The 26021-nt window shown below is 69.7% G+C and carries 22 protein-coding genes; 10 read left to right on the top strand and 12 right to left on the bottom strand.

Annotated elements, in window-relative coordinates; genetic code table 11:
• Positions 1 to 174 precede the first annotated feature (174 nt).
• From EJ105_RS21345 to EJ105_RS21325, 5 genes are all read left to right on the top strand, one after another.
• Positions 175 to 1359, top strand: coding sequence for an ABC transporter substrate-binding protein (locus EJ105_RS21345; RefSeq protein WP_394042638.1), 1185 nt, complete (start codon positions 175 to 177; stop codon positions 1357 to 1359).
• 69 nt (positions 1360 to 1428) lie between these two features.
• Complete coding sequence (locus tag EJ105_RS21340; protein ID WP_029555483.1) at positions 1429 to 2301, top strand: branched-chain amino acid ABC transporter permease; 873 nt, start codon at positions 1429 to 1431, stop codon at positions 2299 to 2301.
• Positions 2301 to 3245 carry a branched-chain amino acid ABC transporter permease gene (locus EJ105_RS21335; RefSeq protein WP_250167916.1) on the top strand — a complete coding sequence of 315 codons (945 nt, stop codon included), beginning with the start codon at positions 2301 to 2303 and terminating at the stop codon, positions 3243 to 3245. The genes EJ105_RS21340 and EJ105_RS21335 overlap by 1 nt, the downstream gene beginning before the upstream one ends.
• Positions 3242 to 4042 carry an ABC transporter ATP-binding protein gene (locus EJ105_RS21330; RefSeq protein WP_250167915.1) on the top strand — a complete coding sequence of 267 codons (801 nt, stop codon included), beginning with the start codon at positions 3242 to 3244 and terminating at the stop codon, positions 4040 to 4042. Before EJ105_RS21335 ends, EJ105_RS21330 begins: the two co-directional genes overlap by 4 nt.
• On the top strand, positions 4029 to 4730 hold the full coding sequence (locus EJ105_RS21325) for an ABC transporter ATP-binding protein (protein WP_250167914.1): 702 nt from the start codon (positions 4029 to 4031) through the stop codon (positions 4728 to 4730). The genes EJ105_RS21330 and EJ105_RS21325 overlap by 14 nt, the downstream gene beginning before the upstream one ends.
• 75 nt (positions 4731 to 4805) lie before the next feature.
• On the opposite strand, the gene cydC is transcribed toward EJ105_RS21325, so the two are convergent.
• The 5 genes from cydC to EJ105_RS21300 all read right to left on the bottom strand — a co-directional run bounded on the left by cydC (position 4806) and on the right by EJ105_RS21300 (position 10925).
• Positions 4806 to 6599, bottom strand: a complete 1794-nt coding sequence (gene cydC, locus EJ105_RS21320) for a thiol reductant ABC exporter subunit CydC (protein ID WP_250167913.1) — start codon at positions 6597 to 6599, stop codon at positions 4806 to 4808.
• Positions 6596 to 8434, bottom strand: a complete 1839-nt coding sequence (gene cydD, locus EJ105_RS21315; protein WP_250167912.1) for a thiol reductant ABC exporter subunit CydD — start codon at positions 8432 to 8434, stop codon at positions 6596 to 6598. Before cydD ends, cydC begins: the two co-directional genes overlap by 4 nt.
• A 79-nt stretch (positions 8435 to 8513) precedes the next feature.
• The gene (locus tag EJ105_RS21310) at positions 8514 to 9140 is read right to left on the bottom strand and encodes a DUF4202 domain-containing protein (RefSeq protein ID WP_250167911.1); all 627 of its coding nucleotides are present in this window, start codon (positions 9138 to 9140) and stop codon (positions 8514 to 8516) included.
• 54 nt (positions 9141 to 9194) lie between these two features.
• The gene (locus EJ105_RS21305) at positions 9195 to 9713 is read right to left on the bottom strand and encodes a hypothetical protein (protein ID WP_250167910.1); all 519 of its coding nucleotides are present in this window, start codon (positions 9711 to 9713) and stop codon (positions 9195 to 9197) included.
• Positions 9714 to 9842: 129 nt separating this feature from the next.
• Positions 9843 to 10925, bottom strand: coding sequence for a LacI family DNA-binding transcriptional regulator (locus EJ105_RS21300; RefSeq protein ID WP_250167909.1), 1083 nt, complete (start codon positions 10923 to 10925; stop codon positions 9843 to 9845).
• Positions 10926 to 11094: 169 nt separating this feature from the next.
• Between EJ105_RS21300 and EJ105_RS21295 the strand changes: the two genes are divergently transcribed.
• A complete protein-coding gene (locus tag EJ105_RS21295) occupies positions 11095 to 12027 on the top strand; it encodes a dihydrodipicolinate synthase family protein (RefSeq protein ID WP_250167908.1) in 933 nt (310 codons plus the stop codon).
• A 194-nt stretch (positions 12028 to 12221) separates the two neighbouring features.
• Positions 12222 to 13577, top strand: coding sequence for an MFS transporter (locus EJ105_RS21290; RefSeq protein ID WP_250167907.1), 1356 nt, complete (start codon positions 12222 to 12224; stop codon positions 13575 to 13577).
• Positions 13578 to 13660: 83 nt separating this feature from the next.
• Here the strand turns inward: EJ105_RS21290 and EJ105_RS21285 are convergent, their stop codons facing one another.
• From EJ105_RS21285 to EJ105_RS21270, 4 genes are all read right to left on the bottom strand, one after another.
• Positions 13661 to 14356 (bottom strand): VIT1/CCC1 transporter family protein, encoded by a 696-nt coding sequence (locus EJ105_RS21285; RefSeq protein WP_250167906.1) that lies wholly within the window; start codon positions 14354 to 14356, stop codon positions 13661 to 13663.
• A 208-nt stretch (positions 14357 to 14564) separates the two neighbouring features.
• Positions 14565 to 15065 carry a periplasmic heavy metal sensor gene (locus EJ105_RS21280; protein WP_197024078.1) on the bottom strand — a complete coding sequence of 167 codons (501 nt, stop codon included), beginning with the start codon at positions 15063 to 15065 and terminating at the stop codon, positions 14565 to 14567.
• A 5-nt stretch (positions 15066 to 15070) separates the two neighbouring features.
• A complete protein-coding gene (locus EJ105_RS21275; RefSeq protein WP_250167905.1) occupies positions 15071 to 15541 on the bottom strand; it encodes a hypothetical protein in 471 nt (156 codons plus the stop codon).
• Complete coding sequence (locus EJ105_RS21270) at positions 15531 to 16091, bottom strand: sigma-70 family RNA polymerase sigma factor (protein ID WP_250167904.1); 561 nt, start codon at positions 16089 to 16091, stop codon at positions 15531 to 15533. The genes EJ105_RS21275 and EJ105_RS21270 overlap by 11 nt, the downstream gene beginning before the upstream one ends.
• A 277-nt stretch (positions 16092 to 16368) precedes the next feature.
• Between EJ105_RS21270 and EJ105_RS21265 the strand changes: the two genes are divergently transcribed.
• From EJ105_RS21265 to EJ105_RS21255, 3 genes are all read left to right on the top strand, one after another.
• Positions 16369 to 17532 (top strand): efflux RND transporter periplasmic adaptor subunit, encoded by a 1164-nt coding sequence (locus tag EJ105_RS21265; protein ID WP_250167903.1) that lies wholly within the window; start codon positions 16369 to 16371, stop codon positions 17530 to 17532.
• Positions 17529 to 20666: a multidrug efflux RND transporter permease subunit gene (locus EJ105_RS21260; protein ID WP_250167902.1), complete on the top strand. Its 3138-nt coding sequence runs from the start codon at positions 17529 to 17531 to the stop codon at positions 20664 to 20666. The genes EJ105_RS21265 and EJ105_RS21260 overlap by 4 nt, the downstream gene beginning before the upstream one ends.
• 72 nt (positions 20667 to 20738) lie before the next feature.
• Complete coding sequence (locus EJ105_RS21255) at positions 20739 to 21038, top strand: putative quinol monooxygenase (RefSeq protein WP_024280598.1); 300 nt, start codon at positions 20739 to 20741, stop codon at positions 21036 to 21038.
• Between the two features lie 68 nt (positions 21039 to 21106).
• Here EJ105_RS21255 and EJ105_RS21250 read toward each other — a convergent pair whose 3' ends face one another.
• From EJ105_RS21250 to EJ105_RS21240, 3 genes are all read right to left on the bottom strand, one after another.
• Positions 21107 to 22126, bottom strand: a complete 1020-nt coding sequence (locus tag EJ105_RS21250) for an FUSC family protein (RefSeq protein ID WP_250167901.1) — start codon at positions 22124 to 22126, stop codon at positions 21107 to 21109.
• A 127-nt stretch (positions 22127 to 22253) separates the two neighbouring features.
• Positions 22254 to 24890: an AAA family ATPase gene (locus EJ105_RS21245; protein ID WP_250167900.1), complete on the bottom strand. Its 2637-nt coding sequence runs from the start codon at positions 24888 to 24890 to the stop codon at positions 22254 to 22256.
• The gene (locus tag EJ105_RS21240) at positions 24890 to 26020 is read right to left on the bottom strand and encodes a metallophosphoesterase family protein (protein WP_250167899.1); all 1131 of its coding nucleotides are present in this window, start codon (positions 26018 to 26020) and stop codon (positions 24890 to 24892) included. The genes EJ105_RS21245 and EJ105_RS21240 overlap by 1 nt, the downstream gene beginning before the upstream one ends.
• Position 26021 lies beyond the last annotated feature (1 nt).

Here is a 26021-nt window from a genome sequence, read left to right as displayed (position 1 = left end):
TCAATCATCCCGCGCAAGCGCGCCCTCGGCAAGCGTGCAACGAAGCCGCACGCGATCAATTGACCATCCGGCCGGTTAATTATATGGTTCGGGTCTCGCCGGTCGAATGGCCAGCGAATGGAGGCGGGACAACCCGCTCCTCGGCCCGAAATGGACCTTTAGGAGGAACGCTTCATGGATACGCCCGCACGCCTGCGGCCGATGCTGCGCGCGGCTGCCATCATGGTCGCGACCGCGGTCGCCGGCCCGGCGCTCACCAGCCCCGCCTTTGCCGCCGATCCCATCAAGATCGGTTCGGTGGTCTCGGCCACCGGCCCCGCCGCCTTCCTTGGCGATCCCGAAGCCAAGACGCTCAAGCTCTATGTGGACGAGCTGAACAAGAAGGGCGGCCTCCTCGGCCGGCCCGTCGAGCTGGTGCTCTATGACGACGGCGGCGATGCCAACAAGGCGCGCACCTTCGCCACCCGCCTCGTGGAGGACGACAAGGTCGTCGCCATGGTCGGCGGCACCTCCACCGGCGCCACCATGGCCATGATCCCGGTGTTCGAGGAAGCGGGCATCCCCTTCGTTTCGCTGGCCGGCGGCATCGAGATCATCGAGCCGGTGCGCGCCTTCGTCTTCAAGACGCCGCATACCGACAAGACCGCCTGCCAGAAGATCTTCGAGGACATGAAGGCGCGGGGCATCACCAAGATCGGCATGATCTCGGGCTCGGATGGCTTCGGCAAGTCCATGCGCAACCAGTGCCTGAAGGTGATCGGCCAGTACGGCATCACCGTCGTCGTCGACGAGAGCTACGGCGCCACCGATTCCGACATGACGCCCCAGCTCAACAAGATCAAGAACACCGCGGGCGTCGAGGCGGTGCTGAACCCCGGCTTCGGCCAGGGCCCGGCCATCGTGACGCGCAACTACGCGCAGCTCGGCATCAAGCTGCCGCTCTACCAGAGCCACGGCGTCGCCTCGAAGAGCTTCATCGAACTGGCCGGCCCCGCCGCCGAGGGCGTGCGCCTGCCCGCCCCGGCCATCCTGATCGGCGACAAGCTGGCGGACAACGACCCGCAGAAGCCGGTGGTGGCGCAGTACAAATCTTCCTACGAGAAGACCACCGGCCAGCCGGTCTCCACCTTCGGGGGCTACGGCTATGACGGCATCCAGCTCGTCGCCCGCGCCATCGAGAGCGCCAAGTCCGCGGACCCGAAGAAGATCCGCGACGCGCTGGAGGCCACCAAGGGCTATGTGGGCGTCACCGGCATCTACACCTTCGCCCCCGCCGACCATCTCGGCCTCGGCACGGACTCGTTCCGCATGCTGGTGATCCGCAACGGCGACTGGGCGATCGAAGCGCCCGCCCGTTGATCGTTTCGCACACCCGATCCCCACCGCGGCGGCGCCACCACGGCGCCGCCACACAGACGGCGTGAGGACATGTCCGAATTTCTCCAGCTCGCCTTTTCGGGGCTGACGGTGGGCGCCATCTACGCGCTCATCGCCCTCGGATTCACGCTGATCTACAACGCCTCCGACGTGATCAATTTCGCCCAAGGCGATTTCGTCATGATCGGCGGCATGGGCACCGTCTTCCTCATGGCGGCGGGCCTCGCGCTGCCGGTGGCGGCGCTGATCGCGGTGGTCGCCGCCGTGCTGGTGGGCCTGCTTCTGCATCGCCTCGCCATCGAGCCGGCGCGCGGCGCCTCGCCGGTGACGCTCATCATGATCACCATCGGCGCGTCCATCTTCATCAAGGGCGTGTCGCAGATCATCTTCGACAAGCAGTTCCATTCGCTGCCCGCCTTCTCGGGCGACACCCCCATCCCGGTCGGCGGCGCCACCATCCTGCCGCAGAGCCTGTGGGTGATGGGCACCGCGCTCGCCCTCGTGGTGGCGCTCTACCTGTTCCTGGAGCACACGCTGGTGGGCAAGGCGGTGCTGGCCACCGCCGCCAACCGGCTGGCGGCGAAGCTGGTGGGCATCAATGTCGCCCTCGTGCTCGCCCTCGCCTTTGGCCTCTCGGCCGCCATGGGCGCGCTCGCCGGCGTGGTGGCGACGCCCATCACGCTGACCCGCTACGACATCGGCACCCTGTTCACCCTGAAGGGCTTCGCCGCCGCCATGCTGGGCGGCATGGGCAATCCCTTGGGTGCGGTGGTGGGGGGCCTCCTCATCGGCCTCATCGAGACCTTCGCGGCCGGCTACCTCTCCTCCACCTACAAGGACGCGGTGGCGTTCCTGATGATCCTCGTCGTCCTGCTGTTCATGCCGCGCGGCCTGTTCGGCAGCCGCACCGTGGAGCGCGTGTGATGAAGGCCATCCTGCGCTCGCGCCTCACCCCGCTCATCGCCCTCGCGCTCATCATGGCGCTGGTGCCGATGATCGCCCCCACCTCCTTCCACCTGCGGGTGGCGGCGCTGGTGTGGATCTTCTCCCTCGCCGCCCTCGGCCTCACCATCCTCATGGGCTACGCGGGTCAGGTGAGCCTCGGCCACGCCGGCTTCCTCGGCATCGGCGCCTATGCGGTGGCCATCGGGCCGGCGCGGCTCGGGCTCGATCCGCTGCTGTGCATCGTCCTCGGGGCGGCGCTCTCCGGCGTCATCGCCTGGCTGGTGGGCCGGCCCATCCTGAAGCTGAAGGGCTATTACCTCGCCATCGCGACGCTGGGCTTCGGCGTCATCGTCGCCCTGATCCTCCACAGCGAGACCGAGCTGACCGGCGGGCCGGACGGCATGTCCGTGTCGCGCATCACCCTCTTCGGCTGGCGGGTGACGGGGGCGCTGAACTGGTACTGGGTCTCGGCGGGCGCCCTTCTCATCGGTGCGCTCATCGCCCTCAACATCGCCGCGAGCCCCACCGGGCGGGCGCTGCGCGCGCTGCACGACAGCGAGGTGGCGGCGGCCGGCGCGGGCATCGACGTTTCCGCCAAGAAGCTCGCCGCCTTTGTGGTGGCGGCGGTCTATGCGGCGGTTGCGGGCGGCCTGCTGGCGGCCATGAACGGCCTCATCACGCCGGAGGCGGCGAGCTTTTCGCACTCGGTGGAACTGGTGGCCATGGTCATCATCGGCGGGCTCGGCTCGGTGTTCGGCACCGTGCTCGGCGCCGCCTTCCTGGTGGTGCTGCCGCAGACGCTCACCGCTTTCCAGGAATACGAGCAGGCGGTGCTCGGCCTCCTCATCATGGTGTTCATGATCTTCCTGCCCCAAGGCATCGTGCCGTCGCTGCGCGCGCTGATCGAGGAGCGCCTGCCGTGACCAGCAAGACGCCCCTTCTCGACGTGAACGGCATCGGCATCTCCTTCGGCGGCCTCAGGGCCGTGGACGAGGTGAGCTTCAAGGTTGGCGCCGGCGAGGTCTTCTCCATCATCGGGCCGAACGGGGCGGGCAAGACCACCCTGTTCAACCTCGTCACCGGCATCTACCGCCCCTCGCGCGGCAGCGTGCGGCTCGACGGCGCGGACATCACCGCCGTCCCGCCCCACCGGCGCGTCAGCCGCGGCATGGCGCGGACCTTCCAGAACCTGCAGATCTTCTTCCGCATGACGGCAGTGGAGAATGTGATGGTCGGGTGTGCCCTCTCCGAGCGCACCTCCTTCCTCGCCGACATGCTGGGCCTGCCCTCCGTCTTCCGGCAGAATCGCGTCACCCGCGAAAAGGCGCTGGCGCTGCTCGACCGGGTGGGCCTCGCCGACCTCGCCGACGCACCCGCCGGCGCCCTGCCCTACGGCGCGCTGAAGCGCCTCGAGATCGCCCGCGCCCTTGCCGCCGATCCGAAAATCCTGCTGCTGGACGAGCCGGCCGCCGGCTGCAACGCGGTGGAGACGGAAGCCATCGACCACCTCATCGCCGAGATCGCCAAGGCCGGCGTCGCGGTGGTGCTGATCGAGCACGACATGAAGCTGGTAATGAAGATTTCCGACCGCGTGCTGGTGCTCGCCCAGGGCCGCCCGCTGGCGGAGGGGCCGCCGCGCGCGGTGCGGGAGAACCCGCAGGTCATCGCCGCCTATCTCGGGGATATCGGATCGCGGGAGGCAGATCGTGCTCACGGTTGAAGCCCTCTCCTCCTCCTACGGCCGCATCATGGCCCTGCGCGAGGTGTCGCTGGAGGTGAAGGCCGGCGAGATCGTCGCGCTGGTCGGCTCCAACGGCGCCGGCAAGACTACGCTCCTGCGCGCCATCTCCGGCGTGCAGCCAGTACGCGGCGGGCGCATCGTCTTCGAGGGCGAGGCCATCGAGCGGATGGAGCCGCATCTGCGGGTGGTGCGCGGCATCTCGCAATCGCCGGAGGGGCGGCAGGTGTTCGGCCCCCTGAGCATCGAGGACAATCTGAAGCTCGGTGCCTACCGGCGGCAGGATGCGAAGCGGCAGGCACGGCTCGATCACATCTACGGCCTGTTCCCCGTGCTCGCCGAGCGACGCCGGACGCCGGCCATGAGCCTCTCCGGCGGACAGCAGCAGATGCTCGCCATCGGCCGCGCGCTCATGGCGGGGCCGAAGCTGCTGTTGCTGGACGAGCCCTCCCTCGGCCTCGCGCCTTTGCTGGTGGACCAGATCCTCGCCGCGGTCACGTCATTGCGCGCCGAGGGCATCACCACCCTGCTGGTGGAGCAGAACGCCTCCGCGGCGCTGGCCATCGCCGACCGCGGCTACGTGCTGGAGACCGGCCATATCGCCATAGAAGGCACGGGCGCGGCGCTGCTCGACGATCCGAAGGTGCGCGCGGCCTATCTCGGCCTGTAGGGGTACTTCCGTAACGAAGCTGGATCGACAGAGCCAACACGAACTGGCTCTAGGTGGTTGTGCAACTCCAGATAATCATGGTGGGGCTTGCTCCAAGCCCTGACCGGAGCCGGCTGATCGGGCGGTGTCCTCCGGGACGCCGCCCGAAATCGTTCCGGGACTGATCGTTCCTGGACCGACGATGGCCAGCATGTCGGCCGGCGCCCCGCGCGCGACGATGCGGCCGCCATCCATCACGATGATCTCGTCCATCGCCTCAAGCCCGGCGCGGCGGTGGGTGATGAACAAAAGCGCCTGATCGCGGGTCGCGCCCAGAAGGGTCTCCAGCACGCGGCGCTCGGTCTCGCCGTCGAGCCCTTCTGTGGGCTCATCGAGGATCAGGATCGGCGCCTCCTTCAGAAGGGCGCGCGCCAGCCCGAGCCGCCGCGCCTCGCCGCCGGAGACTTTCGCCCCATTCGCGCCAAGGAAGGTATCCAGCCCGTCCGGCTGCGCCGCGACGAAGGCGAGGACGCCGGCCCGCGCCAGAGCCGCTTCCAGCTTCTCCGGCGATGCATCGGGATCGGCGACAAGCAGATTTTCGCGGATGGTCGCGGCGAAGAGATGATCGTGCTGCGCCAGCACCGCCATGCGCCGCCGCAGGTCATCCGAGCTGAAGTCAGCGATGCTCGAACCGGCGAACGTCACCTCCCCTGGGGCAGGGGCGCGGAACCGGAGCGCCAGGGCGACAAGGCTCGACTTGCCCGAGCCGCTCGACCCGACCACGCCGATGCGCCGGCCCGGGGCAAGCGCGAGATCGATGTCGGTGAGGGCCGCGCGCGCCGCACCGGGATAGGTCAGCCCCGCATGGGCGAACGCCAGCGTGCCGGCCTCCAGCACCGGCTTCGGCGCGGCAGGCTCCTCCACCGGCGGCGGACGGTCGATGAGGTTGAAGATGCGGCGGGCCGAGGCGAGCGTTGCCGGCAGGGTCTGGAAGGCCAGCGGCAGCGGCGCCACCGCCTCGAACAAAGAGAGCGCGAGCAGCGCCAGCATGGGCAGGTCGGCGCCCGGCAGCGTACCCGCCAGCACCCGCGGCGCGCCGATGAGCAGCACCAGCACGAGGGAGGCTTGCGCGAACAGGCCTACGCCCGCGCCGGCGAAGCCAAGGATGCCGGCGAGCCGGTGTTCGCAGGCGATGAGAGCGTCGCTGGTCTCATCCAGCACGGCGCGGTGGCGGCGGTCGGGATCGTAGATGTCGAGTTCCGCGCGCCCTTCCAGATGGTCCACCAGCAGCGCGTTGAGCTGCGCCGTGCCGGCCGTCACCTCCCGCGACGCCCGTGCCCCGAGGCGATGGACGAGAAGCGGCAGGGCGAGCCCGGCAAGCAGCGCAGCAAGGCCGATGCCCACCGCCATTCGGCCATCGTGGAGCGCGAGGACGGTGAGCCCGACTGCCAGCACCAGAACCGCGGCGAGGCCGGGCGAGAGGATGCGCAGGAAGGCGAATTCCAGCCGGTCGATGTCGCCCTTGAGCCGGGCGAGGAGATCGCCGGAACGCTGGTCCTCCAGCGCCGCCGGGGCGAGTGGGATCAGCCGCGCGAAGAACCAGGGGCGCAGGGCCGCCACGAACTTCAGCGTCGCCTCGTGGCCGACGATGCGCTCGCCGTAGCGCCCGACGGTGCGGACGACGGCATAGGCGCGGATCGCCGCCGAGGGCGTAAAATAGTTCACGCTCGCCCCGGCCGCGCCGGCCAGCGCCATGGCCGCGATGAACCAGCCGGACGTGGCCATCAAGGCGATATGGGCGAGGGTCGCCAGCGCCGAGACGAGCACGGCCAGCGCCATCCAGCCGGCGTGCGGCGCCATCAGGCGCAGGAGGCGGAGCGCGTCCTTCATCGCACCGACTCCGCGCTTCCGGGAGCCGGGGCCAGATCGGGCACCAGGTCGCCATCGAGCCCGCCATCAAGCCTCCCATGGCGCAGGAGGTCTGCGGGCGTGCCCTCGGCGACGATCCGCCCGCGCGCGAGCACGATGATGCGGTCAGCACCGGCGACGCTCGCCATGCGGTGGGCGGCCACGAGGCCGGTGCGGCCGGTGAGGAGACGGGAGAGGGCGGCCTGCACCTCGGCCTCGCTCTCCCGGTCGAGATGGGCGGTGGGCTCGTCGAGCACCACCAGCGGGGCGGCACGGTAGAAGGCACGGGCCACCGCGAGGCGATGGGCCTGACCACCGGAGAGGCCGGCGCCGCCTTCACCCACATCCGCCGCGACGCCGCCGGACAGGCCCGCCACCATGTCGGAAAGGCCGGCATCGGCCACCGCGCGGACCAGCCGGGCGGGGTCCGGCGCCGCCTCTCCGGGGGCGATGTTGGCGGCGAGGGTGCCGGCGAACAGGCGCGGGCGCTGGGGCACGTAGGCGATGCGGCGCCGCACGTCGGCAAGGTCCAGCTCCGCCAGCGGCACCCCATTCACCAGCACCCGGCCGGAGGTGGGGCGCACGAAGCCGAGCGCGAGACTGAGGATGGAGGACTTGCCGGCGCCGGACGGCCCGACCAGCGCCACCGTTTCCCCCGCACCAATGGTGAAGCTCACGCCATCCAGCGCGACGCGCCCGTCCGGGAAGGCAAGGCACACGTCCTCGAAGCGGATGGAGATGGCGTCGGGGGCGGGCAGCGGCGTCTCGCCACCGCTCTCGGAGAGGGCCGGCATCTCCTCCAGCGCCACGAGGCGCTCGGCGGCACCGATGGCCTCCATGCGGGCGTGGTAGGCCGTGCCCATGGCGCGCAACGGCGCATAGAATTCCGGCGCCAGCAGCAGCACGAACAGGCCGGGGAAGAAGGCCATCTCGCCCCACAGCAGCCGGAAGCCGATGAAGATGGCGATGAGGGCGATGGAGACAGTCGCGAAGAATTCCAGCACCGCCGAGGAGAGGAAGGCGACGCGCAGCACGCCCATGGTGTCGCGCCGGTAATCATCGGCGACGGCGGCCACCTCTGCGACCATGCGGCCGGCCGCATTGAACGCCTTCAGCGTCGCAAGCCCCTGCACCGCATCGAGCAGGTGCCCGGACATGCGGGCGAGCCGGCGCCACTGCTTCTGGTTCAGCGCCTCCGTGCCCTTGCCGATGAGGATCATGAAGACCGGGATGAAGGGCGCGGTTGCCAAGAGGATGAGGCCGGACACCCAGTCGAACGGGAACACCGCCACCAGCACCGCCACCGGCAGCATCACCACCAGCACGGAAGCCGGAATGTAGCGCGAATAATAAGGCTCGACCGCCCGCACGCCCTCCGCCAGCGCCGCCACCAGTTCGCCCGTGCGGGCTTCGGCAAGGCCCACGGGGCCGATGGCCTCAACCCGGTCGAGGAGCCGGGCGCGCAAGGCGCGCATCACCTTCGCGGCGGCGGCGAAGCCGAAATGCTCGCTTGCCCATACGGCGCCGAAGCGCAGCAGGATGGCGCCGACAAGGGCGGCAAGCTCGAAAGCGTGCGCGGAGAGCGCCTCATGGCGGAACAGCACGGCATCGATGATGCGGGCGACGAGAAAGGCCTGCGCAATGACCAGGAGGCCGGTTGTCGCCGATGCCGCGAGGGATCGGCCGAGGTCCGCCCGCGCCGTGCCGCGAAAGCCCGACAGGAAGGCGGAGAGGCGCTTGCGATCCGTGGCGATTGCGTCCCCTCCCCCTCGTTGGTGGCCGGGCGGCAGCCCCGCCGAGGCAGAGGGAGATACCACACGCGCCCGCCGCCCACACTGCGATGAAGGCGCTCAGGCGGGGCGCCGGTTGCCGAAGAGCCTAGGCGGGGACGGACATTCAGTCTTCCGCATTCGCCCGCGCGGCGAGGCCTTGATGGAGCAGGTCCACCACCTCCTGCGGCAGGTTCAGAGCGAGGGCGGCGGCGTGGCCCTCCTCGGACATCTTGCCCCAGGTCTTGGCGAGGATGCCGGCCACCTTCGCCGGCTCCGGGCGGTGCTTCACGAGGAAAGCGTCCAGCTCGTGGGTGAGGAAGACGAGCACCGCCACATCCTCCAGCACCTGCATATCGGCATCCTGCTTCAGCCGGTCCTTGCGGACGATCTTGCCCACGCGCTCGGCGAAGTCCGGCGCGAGGCCGAGGCCGCGCAGGATCTCGGAGATGCGCCGCTCGTGGACGTTTTTCAGCTCCGTGCGCCAGCGGAAATAGCCCGCCTTGCCCGCCGGATAGGTCTCGCGCGGGATGGTGAAGCGCTCGATGTGCTGGCCGCGCGCGGCGATCTTGAGCGCGTCGGAAGCATCGGGCCTGAAACGGGCGAGCACCTGCGTCATCCGTTGCCCGTAGAGCACCGCCGCCGGCACGCTCCGGCCGTCCACCTCCACCTGTGCGGGATCGGCGGCGTTGGCCGCGTCGATGGCGGCGTAAGCCTCCTCCAGCATGGCGGCGGGAATCGCGTCGCTCGTCATCGCGTCTCCTGTGAATACATCTGGCGGCCATCATGGCCGCGGATGCGCCCGTGTCTAGCGCAAGCGCAGCCGCGCCCAGCGCCACAGCGCCCGCACCCGCCGCTTCAGCTCGGCGAGCCTCAACCATTCCGACACCGAGCGATGCACGGAAGCCGCCGTCTCGATGACATAGGCCATCCACCGGACCGTCATCAGCTGGGCCTTGCCGGCGGTGAAGATGCGCTCGATGAGGACGAAACTCACCAGATGCGCCAGCAGGAACAGGAACGTGCCGGTGCGGACATGGCCATTGGCGATATGGATGAGCGCCAGGAACTTCACCGGCTCCACCACGCCGTAGGGCACGGCGATGAGCACCAGCACGGCATAGGCCGGCAGGCCGCCAACCCACGCCTCGAACCGCTGCACCAGCTTCAGCGCGGCGAGCCAGTCCAGCAGCGGCCGATAGAGCGGACGGACCAGCTCGTCGAGCAGGATGACGATCCCGACCACCACCCGGAAAGCAAAGCGCAGGGCGACCCGCAACGGGTTGCGCGGGCGGGGCGGACGGGGTGGAACGGAGGAATCGGCCATGCCGCGATGATGCCGGGGAATTCGCGCCCGCGATATGTGCCGCAGCGGCAAGAGGAATTGGCCGTCGCATCCCCTGGCTTCGCGGAGGCACATCCCGGGGCCGCCCCGCATCAGGTCGGGACCGGCGCGCTACCGCGCCGATGGTCGGCTTTCCGGACCGCGGCGGCCGGAAGTGCCGGAGCGAGTCTGGGCCGGGGTGGCCGTCGATTGGCGGGGGATCAGGGTGGGGGCGGCGATGCGCAGGCGATCGGCGCGCGTCACGGGGCCTCGCATCAGCAGGTCCAGCGCATCGGCGGCGATCTGGTCGAACGGCACGCGCACGGAGGTGAGCGGCGTGGGCAGGCGGCTGACGATGGGAATATCGTTGTAGCCCACGACCGAGACGTCGCCGGGCACCGAGAGACCGAGCCGGGCGAGCGTCGAGAGGGCGCCGATGGCGGTGTTGTCGTTGACCGCGAAGAGCGCCGTGGGCGGCTCGGCCGCGCTCATCAGCCGCTCGGCCGCATCCGCCCCCGAATCGATGCCGAAGGTGGATTCGACCACGAGCGCCGGATCATCGGGGATGCGGGCCTCCGCGAGCGCCTGCCTGTATCCCTCCACGCGTCCCCGGCTGCTGGACGCATAGGCCGGGCCGGCGATGAGACCGATGCGGCGGTGGCCGAGATCGATCAAGTGCCGCGTGGCGAGATATCCCCCCAGCCGGTCGTCGCCCACCGAGGCGAGGCTGCGCCCGTCGCTGCGCAGCGCGAGCACATAGGGCACGCCGCGGTCGGCGAGTTCCTGGGCGAAATCGTCGCCTTCGCGGGCGGTGGACAGGACGAGGCCGTCGACGCCCCGCTGGAGCAGCGTCTGCGCCGCCTTGCGGTCGGCGCGCGGCTCGTCGTCGGTGGTGGCGACGATGGCGAACTGGCCGGTGCGGGTGCAGGCGCGGGCCAGCGCCTCGTAGAGCATGGCCATCACCGTGTCCGTCAGCCGGGGAACGATGACGCCGATGGTGTTGGTCTGGCCGCGCCTGAGGCTCGCGGCGGAGACGTCGCGGACATAGCCGAGGCTTTCCGCCACCTGCCGCACCCGCCGGGCGGTCGCATTCTCCGAGCGCGGCAGGCGCTCGTCGAGGATGCGCGAGACGGTCGACTTGGACACACCCGCTGCAGCCGCCACGTCAAGGATGGTGACGCGTCCCTGCCGCTCGTGCGGTTCGTCATCGTTCAACGGCTTGTGTCCTTCGATCCGGCATTAGGCGACAGGTTAGCGATTGACAGGAGACGGACACAAGGGCAATTATGGGAACGTTCCCGCTAACGATCCAACAAAAGCTGCGGGTCGGAGGAAGCGGGACCGGATTTTCGGTCTGAACGATCCCAAGGAAGGAACTCGAACCATGGCTATCGACTGGAAGGGCCTGAACCCCGCCCCCGTCACCCTCTTCAAGGCCAACGGCGACGTCGACTTCGACGGCAACGCCCGCCTCGCCAAGTGGCTGGCCGCCATTCCCGGTGTGAAGAGCCTCGTCATCCTCGGCCATGCCGGCGAGGGCACCTTCCTGACCTTCGACGAGCAGATCGAGCTGATCCGCGTCTACAAGGACGCGACCCCGCTCCCCGTCATCGCCGGCATCACCGGTGAAGGCACCAAGGTCGCCGAGATCGAGGCGAAGAAGAAGTTCGACGCCGGCGCGAGCGGCGCGCTCGTGTACCCGAACCACGGCTGGCTGCGCTTCGGCTACCAGAAGGGTGCCCCGCAGGACCGCTACAAGGCCATCGCCCAGTCCGGCCTCGAGTGCATCCTGTTCCAATATCCGGCCGTGACGAAGGCCAATTACGACCTTGATACCCAGCTCGAGATCGCCGCCATTCCGGGCGTGACCGCCACCAAGAACGGCGTGCGCGACATGAAGCGCTGGTACGATGAAATCCCCGCCCTCAAGAAGGCATTCCCGAACCTCGCCGTCATGTCCTGCCACGACGAGTGGCTGCTGCCCACCATGTTCGACGTGGACGGCCTTCTGGTCGGCTACGGCAACATGGCACCCGAGCTGCTCATCGAATACCTCAAGGCCGGCAAGGCGCAGGAATACACCCTCGCCCGCAAGTATCACGAGCAGCTCCTGCCCGTGACCCGCGCCGTCTACCATCGCGGCTCGCACATGGAGGGCACCGTCGCGCTCAAGCATGCGCTGCGCGCCCGCGGCCTCATCGACAACGTGAACATCCGCGAGCCCCTGAAGCCCCTCGGCGAGGCAGCCGACGCCGAGATCCGCGCGGCGGTGAAGGCCTCCGGTCTCACCGTGGTCGCCGACGCCCTCGCAGCCTGAGTCTCACGTTTCCGGAGGCGGCCCATGCCGCCTCCGCCCCTAGCGGGTGACAAGCGCGTCCCGGCTCCAGGCCGGGACGCGCCAAATCCGGGCGCCTCTGGCCACCGGCAAAAAGAAAAACCAAGATCATCCCTGGAGGAAACCCAATGCTCATGCAGACGCCGCGGCACCTCGGTGCTAGCGGGGCAACCGACTTGCGCAGAGATGCCGAGCGCCAAGCCGACATCAGCGCCCGCCTCGAACGGCTCCCGATCACCCGACGCGTGTTCTGGACCCGCAACATCATCGGCGCCGCCACCTTCTTCGATGGCTACACCGTCATCGCCATCGCCTATGCCATGCCGGTGCTGGTGCGCGAGTGGGGTCTCAAGCCCGAACAGACGGGCATGATCCTTTCCATGGGCTACCTCGGGCAGCTCATCGGCGCGGTCTTCTTCGGCTGGCTGGCCGAGCGCATCGGCCGCCTCTCCGTGCTGCTCTTCACCATCCTGCTGTTCGTCAGCATGGACATCGCCTGCCTGTTCGCCTGGGGCGCGGCCTCCATGATGGCCTTCCGCTTCATCCAGGGCATCGGTACCGGCGGCGAGGTGCCGGTGGCGAGCGCCTACATCAATGAATATATCGGCTCGAAGGGGCGCGGCCGCTTCTTCCTGCTCTATGAGGTGATGTTCCTGTTCGGCCTCGTCGGGGCCGGCCTCATCGCCCGCGCATTGGTGCCGGTCTATGGCTGGCAGGCCATGTTCCTCGTCGGGATCGTGCCCGCCGCCATCCTCATCCCGCTGCGCTTCTTCATGAAGGAATCGCCGCGCTGGCTCGCCGCCAAGGGCCGCTATGCGGAGGCCGACAGGATCGTGTCGGACCTGGAACACAGCGCCACCGCCCAAGGCCATGTGCTGGCCGATCCGAAGCCGGTGGCCATGAAGCCGGTCGAGCGTTCGGGCATCCGGGAGCTGTTCTCCGGCATCTATCGCCGGCGCACGCTCACCATCTGGTCCATGTGGTTCTGCTCCTACCTCGTGGCCAACGGCATGATCGCCTGGCTGCCCACCCTCTACCGGCAGACCTTCAACCTGCCGCTGGAAACGGCGCTGCTCTACGGCCTCCTGACCTCGGTGGCCGGCGTGGTAGCGTCCATCGCCTGCGCCCTGCTGATCGACAAGGTCGGCCGCAAGCGCTGGTATACCTTCGCCTTCCTCGCGGCACCGATCCCGCTGCTGGCCTTGGCGTGGATGGGGGCGACCTCCCCGACCGAGGTCCTGGTCCTCGCTGGCCTCGCCTATGCGATCGTGCAGACCATCACCTTTTCGCTCTACCTCTACTCGGCGGAACTCTACCCGACGCGCCTTCGGGCCATCGGGACCGGCCTCGGCAGCGCGTGGCTGCGGCTCGGCTCCTCGGCCGGCCCCATCGTGGTCGGCACCATCATGGGCGCGGCGGGCATCCAGTATGTGTTTGCCACCTTCGCCGGTGTCCTCGTGGTGGGCGCACTCGTCACCATGTTCTTCGCCATCGAGACGAAGGGCCGGGTTCTGGAGGAGCTCTCCCCGTAGGCTGCCCGCCGCATGGCATCACAGGAACAGGCCGCTGGCGGGCGAATAGGCCCGGCAGCGGCACTTGTGCGAGGTCGGTCCGGTCAGACCGCGTGACCCACCAGCGTGCCGATGGCCGCCGTCGCGGCCATGGCGATGGCGCCCCAGAAGGTCACGCGGATGGTCGGCTTCCAGATGTCCGCGCCGCCCGCCCGCGCACCGAGCGCGCCGAGCACCGCAAGGCAGACCAGCGATCCACCCGAGACAATCGGCGCGATCTGGGCGGTGGGCGCCACCAGCGAGATGACGAGCGGGATCGCCGCGCCCAGCGCGAAGGTCACCGCCGATGTCAGGGCCGCCTGGATGGGGCGCGCAACCACATGCTCGGCCAGCCCCAGTTCGTCACGGGCGTGGGCGGTGAAGGCATCCTTTGCCGTCATCTGCTCGGCCACCTGCCGCGCCAGCGCCGGCTCGACGCCGCGCCGCACATAGATCTGCGTCAGCTCGGCCAGCTCGCTTTCGGGATCTTCGGCGAGCTCGCGCCGCTCCTTCTGCAGGTCGGCATTCTCGGTGTCGGCCTGCGAGCTCACCGAGACGTATTCGCCCGCCGCCATGGACATGGCGCCGGCGACAAGGCTCGCCACGCCCGCGACGAGGATTTCCGACGAATTGGTCGAGGCCGCCGCGACGCCTACCATGAGGCTGGCGGTCGAGATGATGCCGTCATTGGCACCGAGGACGGCGGCGCGCAGCCAGCCGATGCGTTCGATCAGGTGGTTTTCGCGGTGCAGAGGCTTCATGGCGATACCTTCTGGAAGGAACGGATCGGCGCGGGACAGGCTACGGCGCAGGGGAGCGGGCCGCAGATTGGAGTTGATCTAATCTGTTGCGACGCGCAGGCCAAGCGGCGCTTGGTCGCGTCCCCATCTGTCGGGGCGACAGGCGTAAAACGTTGCCGGCTCAATGCTTCGTGGCGCTCCCGGGGCCGGCACGGCTCCCGTGTCTGCCCTATCGCGCAGGCTCGTCGGGCGGCACGGGTGGTACCCAAGCGGCGATGCGGGCGCTGCCTTCGGGCGACATCTGCCCGGCCGCGTCGATGATGACGTCGTGAACGATGGACCAGACTTCCCTGCGGGCGTCGCGCAGGCCGGACAATGCGGCCCGCGCCGCCGCCGGATCGAAGGGCCTCGCAAGGAAGGTCTCGCGGGCGCGCTCCTGCGCCGCGCGGGAGGCCGCCTCGGCGTCCACCAGCCGTCCGTTGGCGGCGGCGAAGCGGGCCAGCAGAAGACGGGCGTCGGCCATGGGGAGGGTCGCCGCCAGCCGGTCGATGCGCACCCGCGGACTGCGGTCCTCCACATTGGGGGCGGGCAGGAAGACGGGCTTGTGCGGCGCACGCATCACCACAGCCAGCGCCACACCCGCGAAGAACAGGTTGAGCGCGAGGGAGGCGATCAGCAGGCGCCGCGGCGCGGAGGCGAGTCCCGAAAAGCCGGATAGCGGGCGCGACAAGGGGCTCACAGCACGCCCTCACCGATGGGTCCCGGCTCGAACACCACCGCGCTGACATCGGTGGTCACGCCCGCCCGCGCGGCCGGGCCGATGCTGACGAGCGTGTCGCTCGACCCCACCATGAAGCCGAGCAGCGCCATGCCGGCGAGCGCGGCAATGCTTGGCCAGGCCGGCCGCAGATCGAGCGCGATGAGCCAGTCCGGCAGCCAGAGCACCGGGTGGCGGCGGGACTGGCGCGGCAGCGGCGCGTTGGCGAGCGCGAGCGTGACACGCCGCGCCGGCCGCATGTCCGCCTCGCTCGCAAGTCGCGCTGCGCCGGCGAGCCGCGGCTCCAGCGCGATCTCGCCGGCCAGCAGCCCCCGCGCCGCCACGTCTGTCGCGAGCAACGCCTCGGCGGCAATGCGGGACGCAGGCGGCCACAGCGCGACATCCGTGCCGTGGCGGATCAAGAGGTGCTCGAATTCCTCACGTGTCATCGCCCTGTCCTTCTTTTTGTGCGGCACCGAGGCTCAGGCGCAGGCTGCGCCGGGCGCGGACGAGCAGCGTCTCCACGCCGGAAACCGAGGTGCCGAGAATCTCCGCAGCGTGGGCGTTGGAGAACCCCTCCCAATAGGTAAGCAATATGGCCACCCGCTGCCGTTCGGGAAGCGCAGCGACCGCGGCGAGCAAGGCCCGGTCCTCCTCCTGCCGCTCCATGACGGCGAGCGCGTCGGGCGCCGGATCAGCCCGCTCGCCGGCCACGTCGAGGCCGAAGAACGGCAGGCGGCGGCGGACATTGAGGCACAGATTGATGACGATGCGGTAGAACCAGGTGCCGAAGGCCGCATCCGGCCGCCAGCGGGGCGCCGCCCGCCAGACCCGCAGCAGGGCCTCCTGGGCGATGTCTTCCGCGTCGCTGCCGTTGCCCACGAAGCGCCGGGCGAAGGCGACGGCCCGCACCGCATAGCGCTGGCAGAGCGCGCGGAACGCGGCTTCATCGCCGGCGGCGATGGCCGACATGAGTTCCTCGTCGCTCGGCTCGCGCATGCGCGTCCAACTGCCCGCCTGTGTCCCGGCCCGTTCCGCCCGCAACATGGCACCATGATGCGAACTCCCTTCAAGTCCATCGCCGCCGGATTGTCTGTCGCGGCAGCCTCGGCCACCGTTCCCCGCTGCCCGGACGCTGGCATTTGAACACCCAAGGCCGGCAAACCCTGCGCTCCGACCAGCTCATCACAGAGACGTGAGCTTTGCTGCAATGCGCGCAGGGTTCTGGCCGTGGGGGTGTTGAAGGGGGCATCGACTATTGCCGCAGGACGGCCTGATGCGTGTCTTCCCCTTCGTCATTTCATTGATCGTCGTCGCCGGTGCCGTCGCCTGGCAGCAGGGACTGGTCGGAGCCGCAGCGCAGGCGCCGAAGCCCAAGGCACCACCCCCGCCCATCCCGGTCATCGCCACGGCGGTGAAGGTGGAGGACGTGCCGGTCTATGGCGAGGGCATCGGCACGGTGCAGGCCTCCAACACCATCACCGTGAAGGTCCGCGTCGACGGCGAGCTGACCAAGGTGGTGTTCAAGGAGGGGCAGGAGGTGAAGGCGGGCGACATCCTCGCCCAGATCGACCAGCGCCCCTTCGCCGCCGCCCTCGCCCAGGCCAAGGCGGCGCGGGCCAAGGACGAGGCCCTCCTCGCCAACGCCAAGGCGGACTACGACCGATACAAGGTTCTGGTGCCCAAGCAGGCGGCGTCCCAGCAGCAGCTCGATACCCAGAGCGCGCTGGTCGCCCAGTATCAGGCGCAGATCGCGGGCGACGAGGCGGCCATCGACAATGCCCAGATCCAGCTCGACTACACCACCATCCGCGCGCCCATCTCCGGCCGCACCGGCGTGCGGCTAGTGGACGAGGGCAACATCGTCCATGCCAACGACGAGGGCGGGCTGGTGGTCATCACCCAGCTGAAGCCCGTTGCCGTCGTCTTCACCCTGCCGCAGGACCGCTTCGACGACATGCAGGCGGCGCTGGCGCGCGGCCCGGTCTCGGCCCTCGCCTTCCGCCGCGACGGCGTGACGAAGGTGGGCGAAGGCACGGTGGCGCTGATCGACAACCAGATCAGCTCCGACACCGGCACGCTGCGCATCAAGGCCATGTTCCCGAACGACGACCTCAAGCTCTGGCCCGGTGCCTTCGTGAACGTGAAGGTGCTGCTGGACACCCACCACGACGTCGTCACCATCCCCGCGCAGGCGATCCAGCGCGGGCCGGACGGCTTCTATGTCTATGTGGTGAAGCCGGACGACACGGTGGAGAAGCGTGCCGTCACCACGAGCGGGATCAGCGCCGGCACCGCCTCCATCGCCACGGGGCTGGCAGCGGGCGATCAGGTGGTGATCGACGGCCAGTACAAGCTCACCCCCGGCGCCCGCATCACCCTGCGTCCGCCGCCTGCCGCGCCACCTGCGAAGAGCGTGTCGGTGGGAGCGCCGGCATGAACGTCTCAGCGCCATTCATCCGGCGGCCCATCGCCACCACGCTGCTGATGGCGGCGCTGCTGCTGGTCGGCCTCGTGGCCTATCCGCTGCTGCCCGTGGCACCCCTGCCGCAGGTGGACTTCCCGACCATCCAGGTCTCCGCGAGCCTACCGGGCGCCAGCCCCGAGACCATGGCATCCTCCGTCGCGACGCCGCTGGAGCGGCAGTTCAGCCAGATCGCCGGCGTGACGCAGATGACCTCCACCAGCGCGCTGGGCGTCGCCTCCATCACCATCCAGTTCGATCTCGGCCGCAGCATCGATGCCGCCGCGCAGGACGTGCAGTCCGCGATCAACGCGGCGTCTGGCCAGTTGCCCAAGAACCTGCCGAGCCCGCCCACCTTCCGAAAGGTCAATCCGGCGGACGCGCCCATCCTCATCCTGTCCGTCCAGTCGGATCTCCATCCCCTCACCAAGCTCGACGACGCGGCCGACACCATCCTCGCCCAGCAGATGAGCCAGATTCCGGGCATCGCGCAGGTGGCGATCACCGGCGAGCAGAAGCCGGCGGTGCGGGTGCAGGTGGACCCCGCCAAGATCGCGGCTCTCGGCATGAGCCTGGAAGACGTGCGCGCGGTGCTCGCCGCCGCGACCGTGGACCAGCCCAAGGGCAGCTTCGACGGGCCGGCGCAGGGCTTCACCATCTATGCCGACGACCAGTTGCTCACTGCCCTGCCCTGGAACGAGGTGGTGGTCGCCTACAAAAACGGCGCGCCGGTGCGCATCCGCGACATCGGCCGCGCGGTGGACGGGCCGGAGAACGCCCGCCTCGCTTCCTGGCAGAACGGCAAGCGCGGCATCCAGCTCATCGTGTTCAAGCAGCCCGGTGCCAACGTCATCGATGCGGTGGACCGGGTGAAGGCGGCCATCCCGCGGCTGGAAGCGTCGCTCCCCCCCGGCATCACGGTGAAGATCATCGGCGATCGCACCGAGACCATCCGCGCCTCGGTGGACGACGTGCAGCTCACCATGCTCATCACCATCGCGCTGGTGGTGGCGGTGATCTTCGCCTTCCTGCGCAGCCTCTGGGCCACCATCATCCCGAGCGTCACCGTGCCCATGGCGCTCATCGGCACCTTCGCGGTGATGTATGTGGTGGGCTACAGCCTCGACAATCTCTCCCTCATGGCCCTCACCATCGCGGTGGGCTTCGTCGTCGACGATGCCATCGTGATGCTGGAGAACATCTATCGCTACATCGAGGAAGGCATGCGCCCGTTCGATGCGGCGCTGAAGGGGGCGGGCGAGATCGGCTTCACCATCATCTCCATCAGCCTGTCGCTGGTGGCGGTGTTCATCCCCGTGCTGCTCATGGGCGGCATCGTCGGACGCCTTTTGCGCGAGTTCGCCGTCACCGTCACCATCACCATCCTCGTCTCGGTGGTGGTGTCGCTGACGCTGACGCCCATGATGTGCTCCCTGTTCCTCAAGAACGAACACGGCGTGAAGCACGGGCGCGCCTACATGGCGGCGGAAGCCTTCTTCGACGGGATGCTGAAGGTCTATGACACCGGCCTGAAGTGGGTGCTGAAGCACCAGTTCCTCACCCTGATGAGCCTCCTCGCCACCGTCGCCGCCACCGGCTGGCTCTATGTGGCCATTCCCAAAGGCTTCTTCCCGCAGCAGGACACCGGCTTCATCCAGGGCTTCTCCGAGGCGGCGCAGGACATCTCCTTCTCGGCCATGACGAGCAAGCAGATGGCGCTGCTCGACATCGTGGCGCGCGACCCCGCCATCGAGAACGTCTCCGGCTCGGTGGGCGCCACCGGCGGCTCGCAGACCATCAACACCGGCCGCGTCTGGATCACCCTGAAGCCGAGGAGCGAGCGCGACGTGACCGCCGACGAGGTGATCCACCGACTGAGGCCACAGCTCGCCAAGGTGGAGGGCATCGCCCTATTCCTCCAGGCCTCGCAGGACATCAACGTAGGTGGGCGCACCTCCCGCACCCAGTATCAATACACATTGCAGGACGCCAATCTCGACGAGCTGAACGCCTGGGGCCCGCGCATGCTGGCCAAGCTGAAATCGCTGCCGGAACTGACCGACGTCGCCACCGACCAGCAGACCAACGCGCCCACCGTCTCCCTCACCATCGACCGCGACACCGCCGCCCGCTTCGGCATCCTGCCGATGGTGATCGACGACACGCTCTATGACGCCTTCGGCCAGCGGCAGGTGGCGCAATACTTCACCCAGCTCTCGCAATACCACGTGATCCTGGAGGTCGATCCCAAGCTCCAGACAGACCCCGGCGCGCTGGACAAGGTCTATGTCCGCTCCCCGCGCACGGGCGAGGAGATCCCGCTCTCCGCCTTCGTGAAGGTGGACAATTCGAAGACCGCCTATCTCTCCATCTCCCACCAGGGCCAGTTCCCGGCGGTGACGCTCTCCTTCAACCTCGCGCCGGGTGTCGCGCTGGGGCAGGCGGTGGACGCCATCAAGCAGGCGGAGCAGGAAGCCGGCATGCCGCAGACGCTGATCGGCACCTTCCAGGGTACGGCGCAGGCGTTCCAGAACTCGCTCCGCACCCAGCCCTACCTGATCCTCGCCGCCATCGTCGCCGTCTACATCATCCTCGGCGTGCTCTATGAGAGCTTCATCCACCCGCTGACCATCCTCTCCAGCCTGCCCTCGGCGGGGGTGGGGGCGCTGCTGGTGCTCTATGTGGCGGGCTATGACCTCTCGGTCATCGCCCTCATCGGCATCCTGCTGCTCATCGGCATCGTGAAGAAGAACGCGATCATGATGATCGACTTCGCTCTGGTGCGGGAGCGCGAGGGCAAGTCGCCGGAAGCGTCCATCTATGAAGCGTGCCTCATCCGCTTCCGACCCATCATGATGACCACCATGGCCGCGCTGCTCGGCGCCCTGCCGCTGATGCTGGGGACGGGCACCGGATCGGAGCTGCGCCGTCCGCTCGGCTTCGCCATCGTGGGCGGGCTCATGGTGAGCCAGGTGCTCACGCTCTACACGACGCCGGTGGTCTATCTCTACATGGTCCGGCTCCAGCGCTGGCTCACCCGCAAGCGCGAGAAGCCCGCCGCCCCGGTGCGCCTCGCCCCGGTGCCGCATCTCGACGAGGCGGCGGAGTAGCGGAGCCCCCTTGACCTTCAGGCCGGAAGGAGGCCCATTTCCGGCCTCTTCCCCCTGAAGGAACCTCTAAAGATGAGCGCGCCGGTCAAGATCGTGGTCCTTCTCTCCGCCCGCCCGGGCAAGGCGGAAGCGTTGCAGGCGCTGCTCACGGGCATGGCGCGCGCCACCCGCGCCGAGCCAGGCAACCGGCGCTGGGACTTCTGGCGCGATCAGGCCGAGCCCACGCGGTTCGTCATCGACGAGCTTTATGTGGACGCGGCGGCCGTCACCGCCCATCGCGAGACGCCGCACTTCGAGAATTACTTCGCGCACATCAACGACCTCGCCGAGCGCACTCCCTTCGTGCTCGATCCGGTCGACGTGGTGGCCTGATGGCATTGGCCTCGGCCTTGCCGAAGCCAAACGGGCCACGCTCGGGCGCTGCGCGGGCTTGACCAGCCTCAGAGCGCCGCCGGCCGCTCCGGTCGCGGACGGCGCGGCGGCCGCGCGATTTCGGCGAGGGCAACGGCGACGAGACCGAAGGCACCGCCGATGAGCACGTTCTCCACCCGCTCGGTGGCGATGCCACTACCCGTCCCCGCAAAGGCGGCCGCGAGCGCAATGAAGAAGCAGCGCGCGCCGAAGCCGATCACGTAGCGCGAAAACGCGATCAGCGTGAGCATGGCTCCGAGCACGCAGAAGGAATAGCCCACGTCGCTCACCGGCAGCACCAGCCCGATCAGCAGCCCGAGCGGCGCACCCACCAGCGCGCCCATGGCCCGCAGCTTGAGCTTGCCGGTGGAGGCGGAAAGGTCGCCCACCACCACGCTCGCCGCCGACCAGATGAGCCACTGGCCCTCGCGGATGTCGAACATCTCCACCAGCAGCGCCGCCGCGAACACCGCGGCCGCCGTCGCCACGGCCGGCACCAGCCAGTCGCCGGAGGGTGGCCCGAAGATCTCGGATCGCTCCAGCGTCCGCCGCCGCCCGTCCAGCGCCTGTATGGCGCAGACGAGGGCGAGCCCCACCGGGGAAAGCCCGAGCAGCATGCCCGCCTGCCACAGCGCCGCCTCGCCCAGCGCCCCCTCGCGGATGTCCAGCGCCAGGTAGACGGCGGGGATGAACACCCAGTTGCCCAGCGTCCGCATCAGCGTGCCGAAACGCGTCACGGCCGCGGCCATGAAGCCGGTGACGGCCGCCAGCACCACGAACAGGGGCGGGACCGGGGCCGCCAGGAACAGCATCGAGAAGGTGGCGACGATGACGAGATATTGCACGATCACCGCCGCCGGGCTGAGCCGCAGCTTCAGCGCCGGGATCAGCAGCGAGACGGTGAGCAGGCAGAGATTGACCAGCGCGGCTTCGCCGGAGAGGAGATAGGCGATCACCAGCGGACCGATCACCACCAGCGCCCGCACGATGGCGCCGAGATGAAGTTCCTGCGCCAGCCACAGACGCAGTCTCTCGACGGGGCCGCTCACCGGCGCCCCCATGTGTCGCCGCGCGGCTCCCGCGGACGGCCCGCACCCGCGCGCGCTGTGACGATCCCGCCCATTCCTGTGCCCTTCCCGCCCCCATCCTACAACGGTCGCGAGAGGTGCGGGAGCATCACGCAGGACGGATCGAGAGGCGCGTCGCCGACAGGGCCCGATATGCCGAGGCCCGGCAGCTCAGCACCAGCACCTGCATGCGGCCGGAGGCTTCGGAGAGGATTTCCATCATGGTGTCGAAGCGGTCGTCGTCGGCGAAGACGAGGGCATCGTCCAGCACCAGCGAGGCGGGCTGGCCCTTGTCGATGAGGAGATCGGCGAAGGCGAGGCGGGTGAGGATGGCGATCTGCTCCTGCGTGCCCTTGCTCAGCATCTCCGCCGCCTCCTCGCGGCCGGCGCGGGTAAGGAGCTGGGGCTTGAGATCCTCGCCGAAGGAGAGGCTGGCGGAGGGCAGGAGGCGCCGCACATAGGGCTCGATGCGCCGGGTGACGGGGGCAAGATAGCGCCGCGCCGCGTCCTGCTGCGCCTCCTTCAGCACCTTGAGCAGGAGCGCCAGCGTGTCCGCCTCGCTTTTGAGCCGGGCGTGGGCGGCGGCGGCGGCCTCGGCTTCCTCGTCGGCGGCTGCCTTGCGGGTCGCGGGACCTTCCCCGCCCAGCGTGCGCGCCTGCTCCTCCAGCCGCGCCACCGCGCCGGCCAGCTCGGGCAGCTGGGATTGCAGCGTGTCGCGCCTCTTGCGCAGCGTGTCGCGGCGGCGGATGAAGCCGTCCGCGTCCAGCCCTTCGGCAGCGCGGCGGGCGGTGTCGCAATCCACCAGCGCGCGGGCCTCGGCGGCACGCGCGTCCTCCAGGGCAGCGGCGAGATCTTCGTCCGCGAGCGCGGCGCGATCGGCTGCAAGATCAGAGGCGAGCCGCGCCCGCTCGGCCTCGGCCCGCTCCAGCGCGGCGGCGAGGGCGACTTCCTTCAGTTCGCCCGCCTTCAGGCTGTCCAGCGCCGCCTCCCGGCGGGCGGCGGCCTCCGTCTCGGCGGCGCGGGCGGCGCGATAGGGCGTCTCCACGTCGGCGGCGGGGAATGCGGTATCCTTGGTTTCCGGCGCCGGTCGCTCCACGTCAGCGAGCGCGCCGCGCAGGGGATCGAGGCCGGCGGGAATGCCGAGGGCGGCATCCGCAGGGCATTCGGCCTTGAGCCGTGTGCGAAGCCCCAGAAGCTCGGCCTCGTCGATAGCCCGCGCCCGGCCCGCGGTGCGGGCGGCCTGCGGCGTGTCGTGGCCCACGCCCGTGAGGAAATCGGCGAGATCGCGCCGCGCCGCCCGCAGCCGCGCCAGCGCCGGCTCGCCCGAAGGTGGCGGGGCGAAGGCGATGGTGCCGACGCCGGGAATGGAGAGGCTGCGCGGCCGGCTCAGGCGGATGGCGCCCTCGGTCAGCGGCGTCCCATCGAGGAGGATCTGCGGAGCGCCGGGCTCGAGGGTCACGGTCAGCGTGGCGGCGCCGGCTTCCGCCTGGGCGCGCGCGGCGCTCTCCGCGTCCTCCAATTGGCGCAGGCGATCCACGGCAGCGGCATCCATGCGCGAGGCCGCGATGCGCGTTTCCCGCTCGCGAATGTTCGCGGCATGGGCCTCGGCACGGTCGAGCCGGGCGAAGGCGGCGGCCAGTACAAGGCGGCGCTCGGCGGCGGCGCGCTCGGCGACGGACTGGTCTCGCCGGGTCTCCGCCTCGCGCAGGGCTGTTCGGGCCGCCTCCAGCGCCAGGGCCGCCGTCCTTTCGCTGGAGCGGACGCGACTGATCACCTCGGCATGGGTGCTCACGGCCTCCGTGGCGCCCGCCACCTTTGTCTCAGCGGCCTGAAGCTGGGTCGCGAGCTTCTCGCGCACGGCGTGGCGCTCCTCCAGCGCGCTGCGGCGGGCGGACTGCTCGCGCACGGCGAGGGTGGCGATCTCCAGCGCCTGCCCGGCGGCACGGGCGCGGGCGATGTCCTCGTCGAGCTTCTTCAGATCGGCGTCGGTCTGGGGGTCCTCGATGTCGCGCACAAGCCGGCGGCGCTCGTTGCGCTTGTATTCCAGTTGCTCCAGCACGCCCTCGAACTGCTCCAGCTCCCGCGCCCGCTCGGTGGCGGCGGCGCGGGCGGCCGCCTCGGCGGCGTCGGCCTGCTTGAGCTTGCCGGTCGAGCGGCCGGTGGCGGTGTAGAAATCGGCCAGCGCCTTCTCCACCTGTGCCACCACCGCCTTGGCGCGACGGCCGCCGGTGACGGCGCCGATCTCGCCGGCCAGAGCCTCCTCCAGCGTGCGGCGGGCGGTCTCGCCCGGACTGCCGAGGAGGAAGGACTGGCCCTGCTCCACCCAGAGCAGACCGAGCGCGCCGCGGCTGTCGTCGTCGGCGCCACGGTTGCCGGCGCGGGTGAAGCCGAGGAGGCCCTGCAGCTTTTCCTCGGCCGCATCGGAGGCGAACCGCCCCTCCGGCCCCTCCAGCGTCACGGAGGGCGAGAGCAGGAAGCGCTTGGTGAGGCGCCATTCCTCGCCATTCACGTCGAAGGCCAGTTCCACACTCGGCGCCACCTCGTCGCCCTGCGGGCGGAAGGAGCGGATGCGGTCGCTCTTGGCGCTGTGGCGCTCGAACAGGGCCGCGCGCAGGGCGTCCAGCACGGTGGACTTGCCGGTCTCGTTGGGCTCGCAGACGAGGTTCAGCCCATCGGTGAAGCCGTCCACCACTACCGGGGCACGGAACTTGCGGAAATTCTCGATCCTCAGGCGACGAACCCGCATCACGCTTCCCCCGCCCTTTGGGCGCGCATCTGCTCCACATAGAGGCGTTCCAGCGCCTGGGCGGCGAGCCGCCCCTCGGCCCCGCCCTCGCCCATCATCGCCCGCAGGCGCACGGCGGCGGTATGCAGCTCGCCCTGGGCGTCGATCTCGGAGAGGTCGGTGTCGGTGGGCCGCGTCACGAGATCATCGGCGATCAAGTCCAGCCAGCGCACCTCGTGGGCCAGTTCGTCCTCCAGACGGCGGCGTACCGCCACCCGCTCAGCCAGCGTGACGAGGCCGGAGAGCCGGAGCCGGCAGACGAGATCCTGCCGCGCCACGCCTGGCGCGAGGCCGGCGATGCGCGCGTCGAGATCGTCCGCGCCGGAAAGGGACCAGCCCTCCTCCAGCCAGTGGTGGCGGCCGATGGGCAGCTCCGTCACCTCAGGCGGGGCATTGCCGGACACATCCACCAGCAGCGCGAGGCCCGTCACCTCGCGGCCGAAATCGTCCGGCTCGGGCGTGCCGCTGTAATAGGTGCGCTCATCGATCCTGATCCGGCCGTGCCAGTCGCCGAGCGCGAGATAGGCAAGGCCGGCGCGGCGGGCGCGGTCGACGGCGACGAGGTTGGGGTCGGCATCGCCGCCAAAGGTCTGCACCGAGCCGTGGGCGAGCCCGATGCGCAGGGCGCCCGGAGGCGTCTCCACCCCATCGAACCATTGGGTGGGGTCGGCCACGCTGCGCTTGTGGGAGAGGGGAGCCGGCAGCAGCACGGACTGCTCGCCGTCTGCGGCGCCCAGCTCCAGCGGCCGCGCCTCGGTGAGGGCCGAGACATTCGCCGGCGTGTCGGCGGCCAGCCGGCTCCACAGGCCGTCGGCGCGCAACGGATCATGGTTGCCGGGCAGCAGCAGGAAGCGTACGTCGGCCTGCGCCTTCATGCGGTTGAGCGCCTGCCGGTAGACCCGGTCTCCCGGCTCCGGACTGTCGAACACGTCGCCGGCCACCAGCACCAGCGGCGCCCCGTTGGCGCGCGCGGCAGCGGCGAGGCGGTCGATGGCGTCGAGCCGCGCCTCCCTCAGAACGGTGCGCGCCTCCTCCGGCACGCGGCCGAACGGCTTGCCCAATTGCCAGTCAGACGTGTGAATGAAACGCATG

The sequence above is a fragment of the Xanthobacter aminoxidans genome (assembly GCF_023571765.1).
GTDB classification, from domain to species: Bacteria; Pseudomonadota; Alphaproteobacteria; order Rhizobiales; family Xanthobacteraceae; genus Xanthobacter; species Xanthobacter aminoxidans.
The sequence above is the reverse complement of the archived record's forward strand: the minus strand, read 5'-3'. Positions and strand labels throughout refer to the sequence as shown.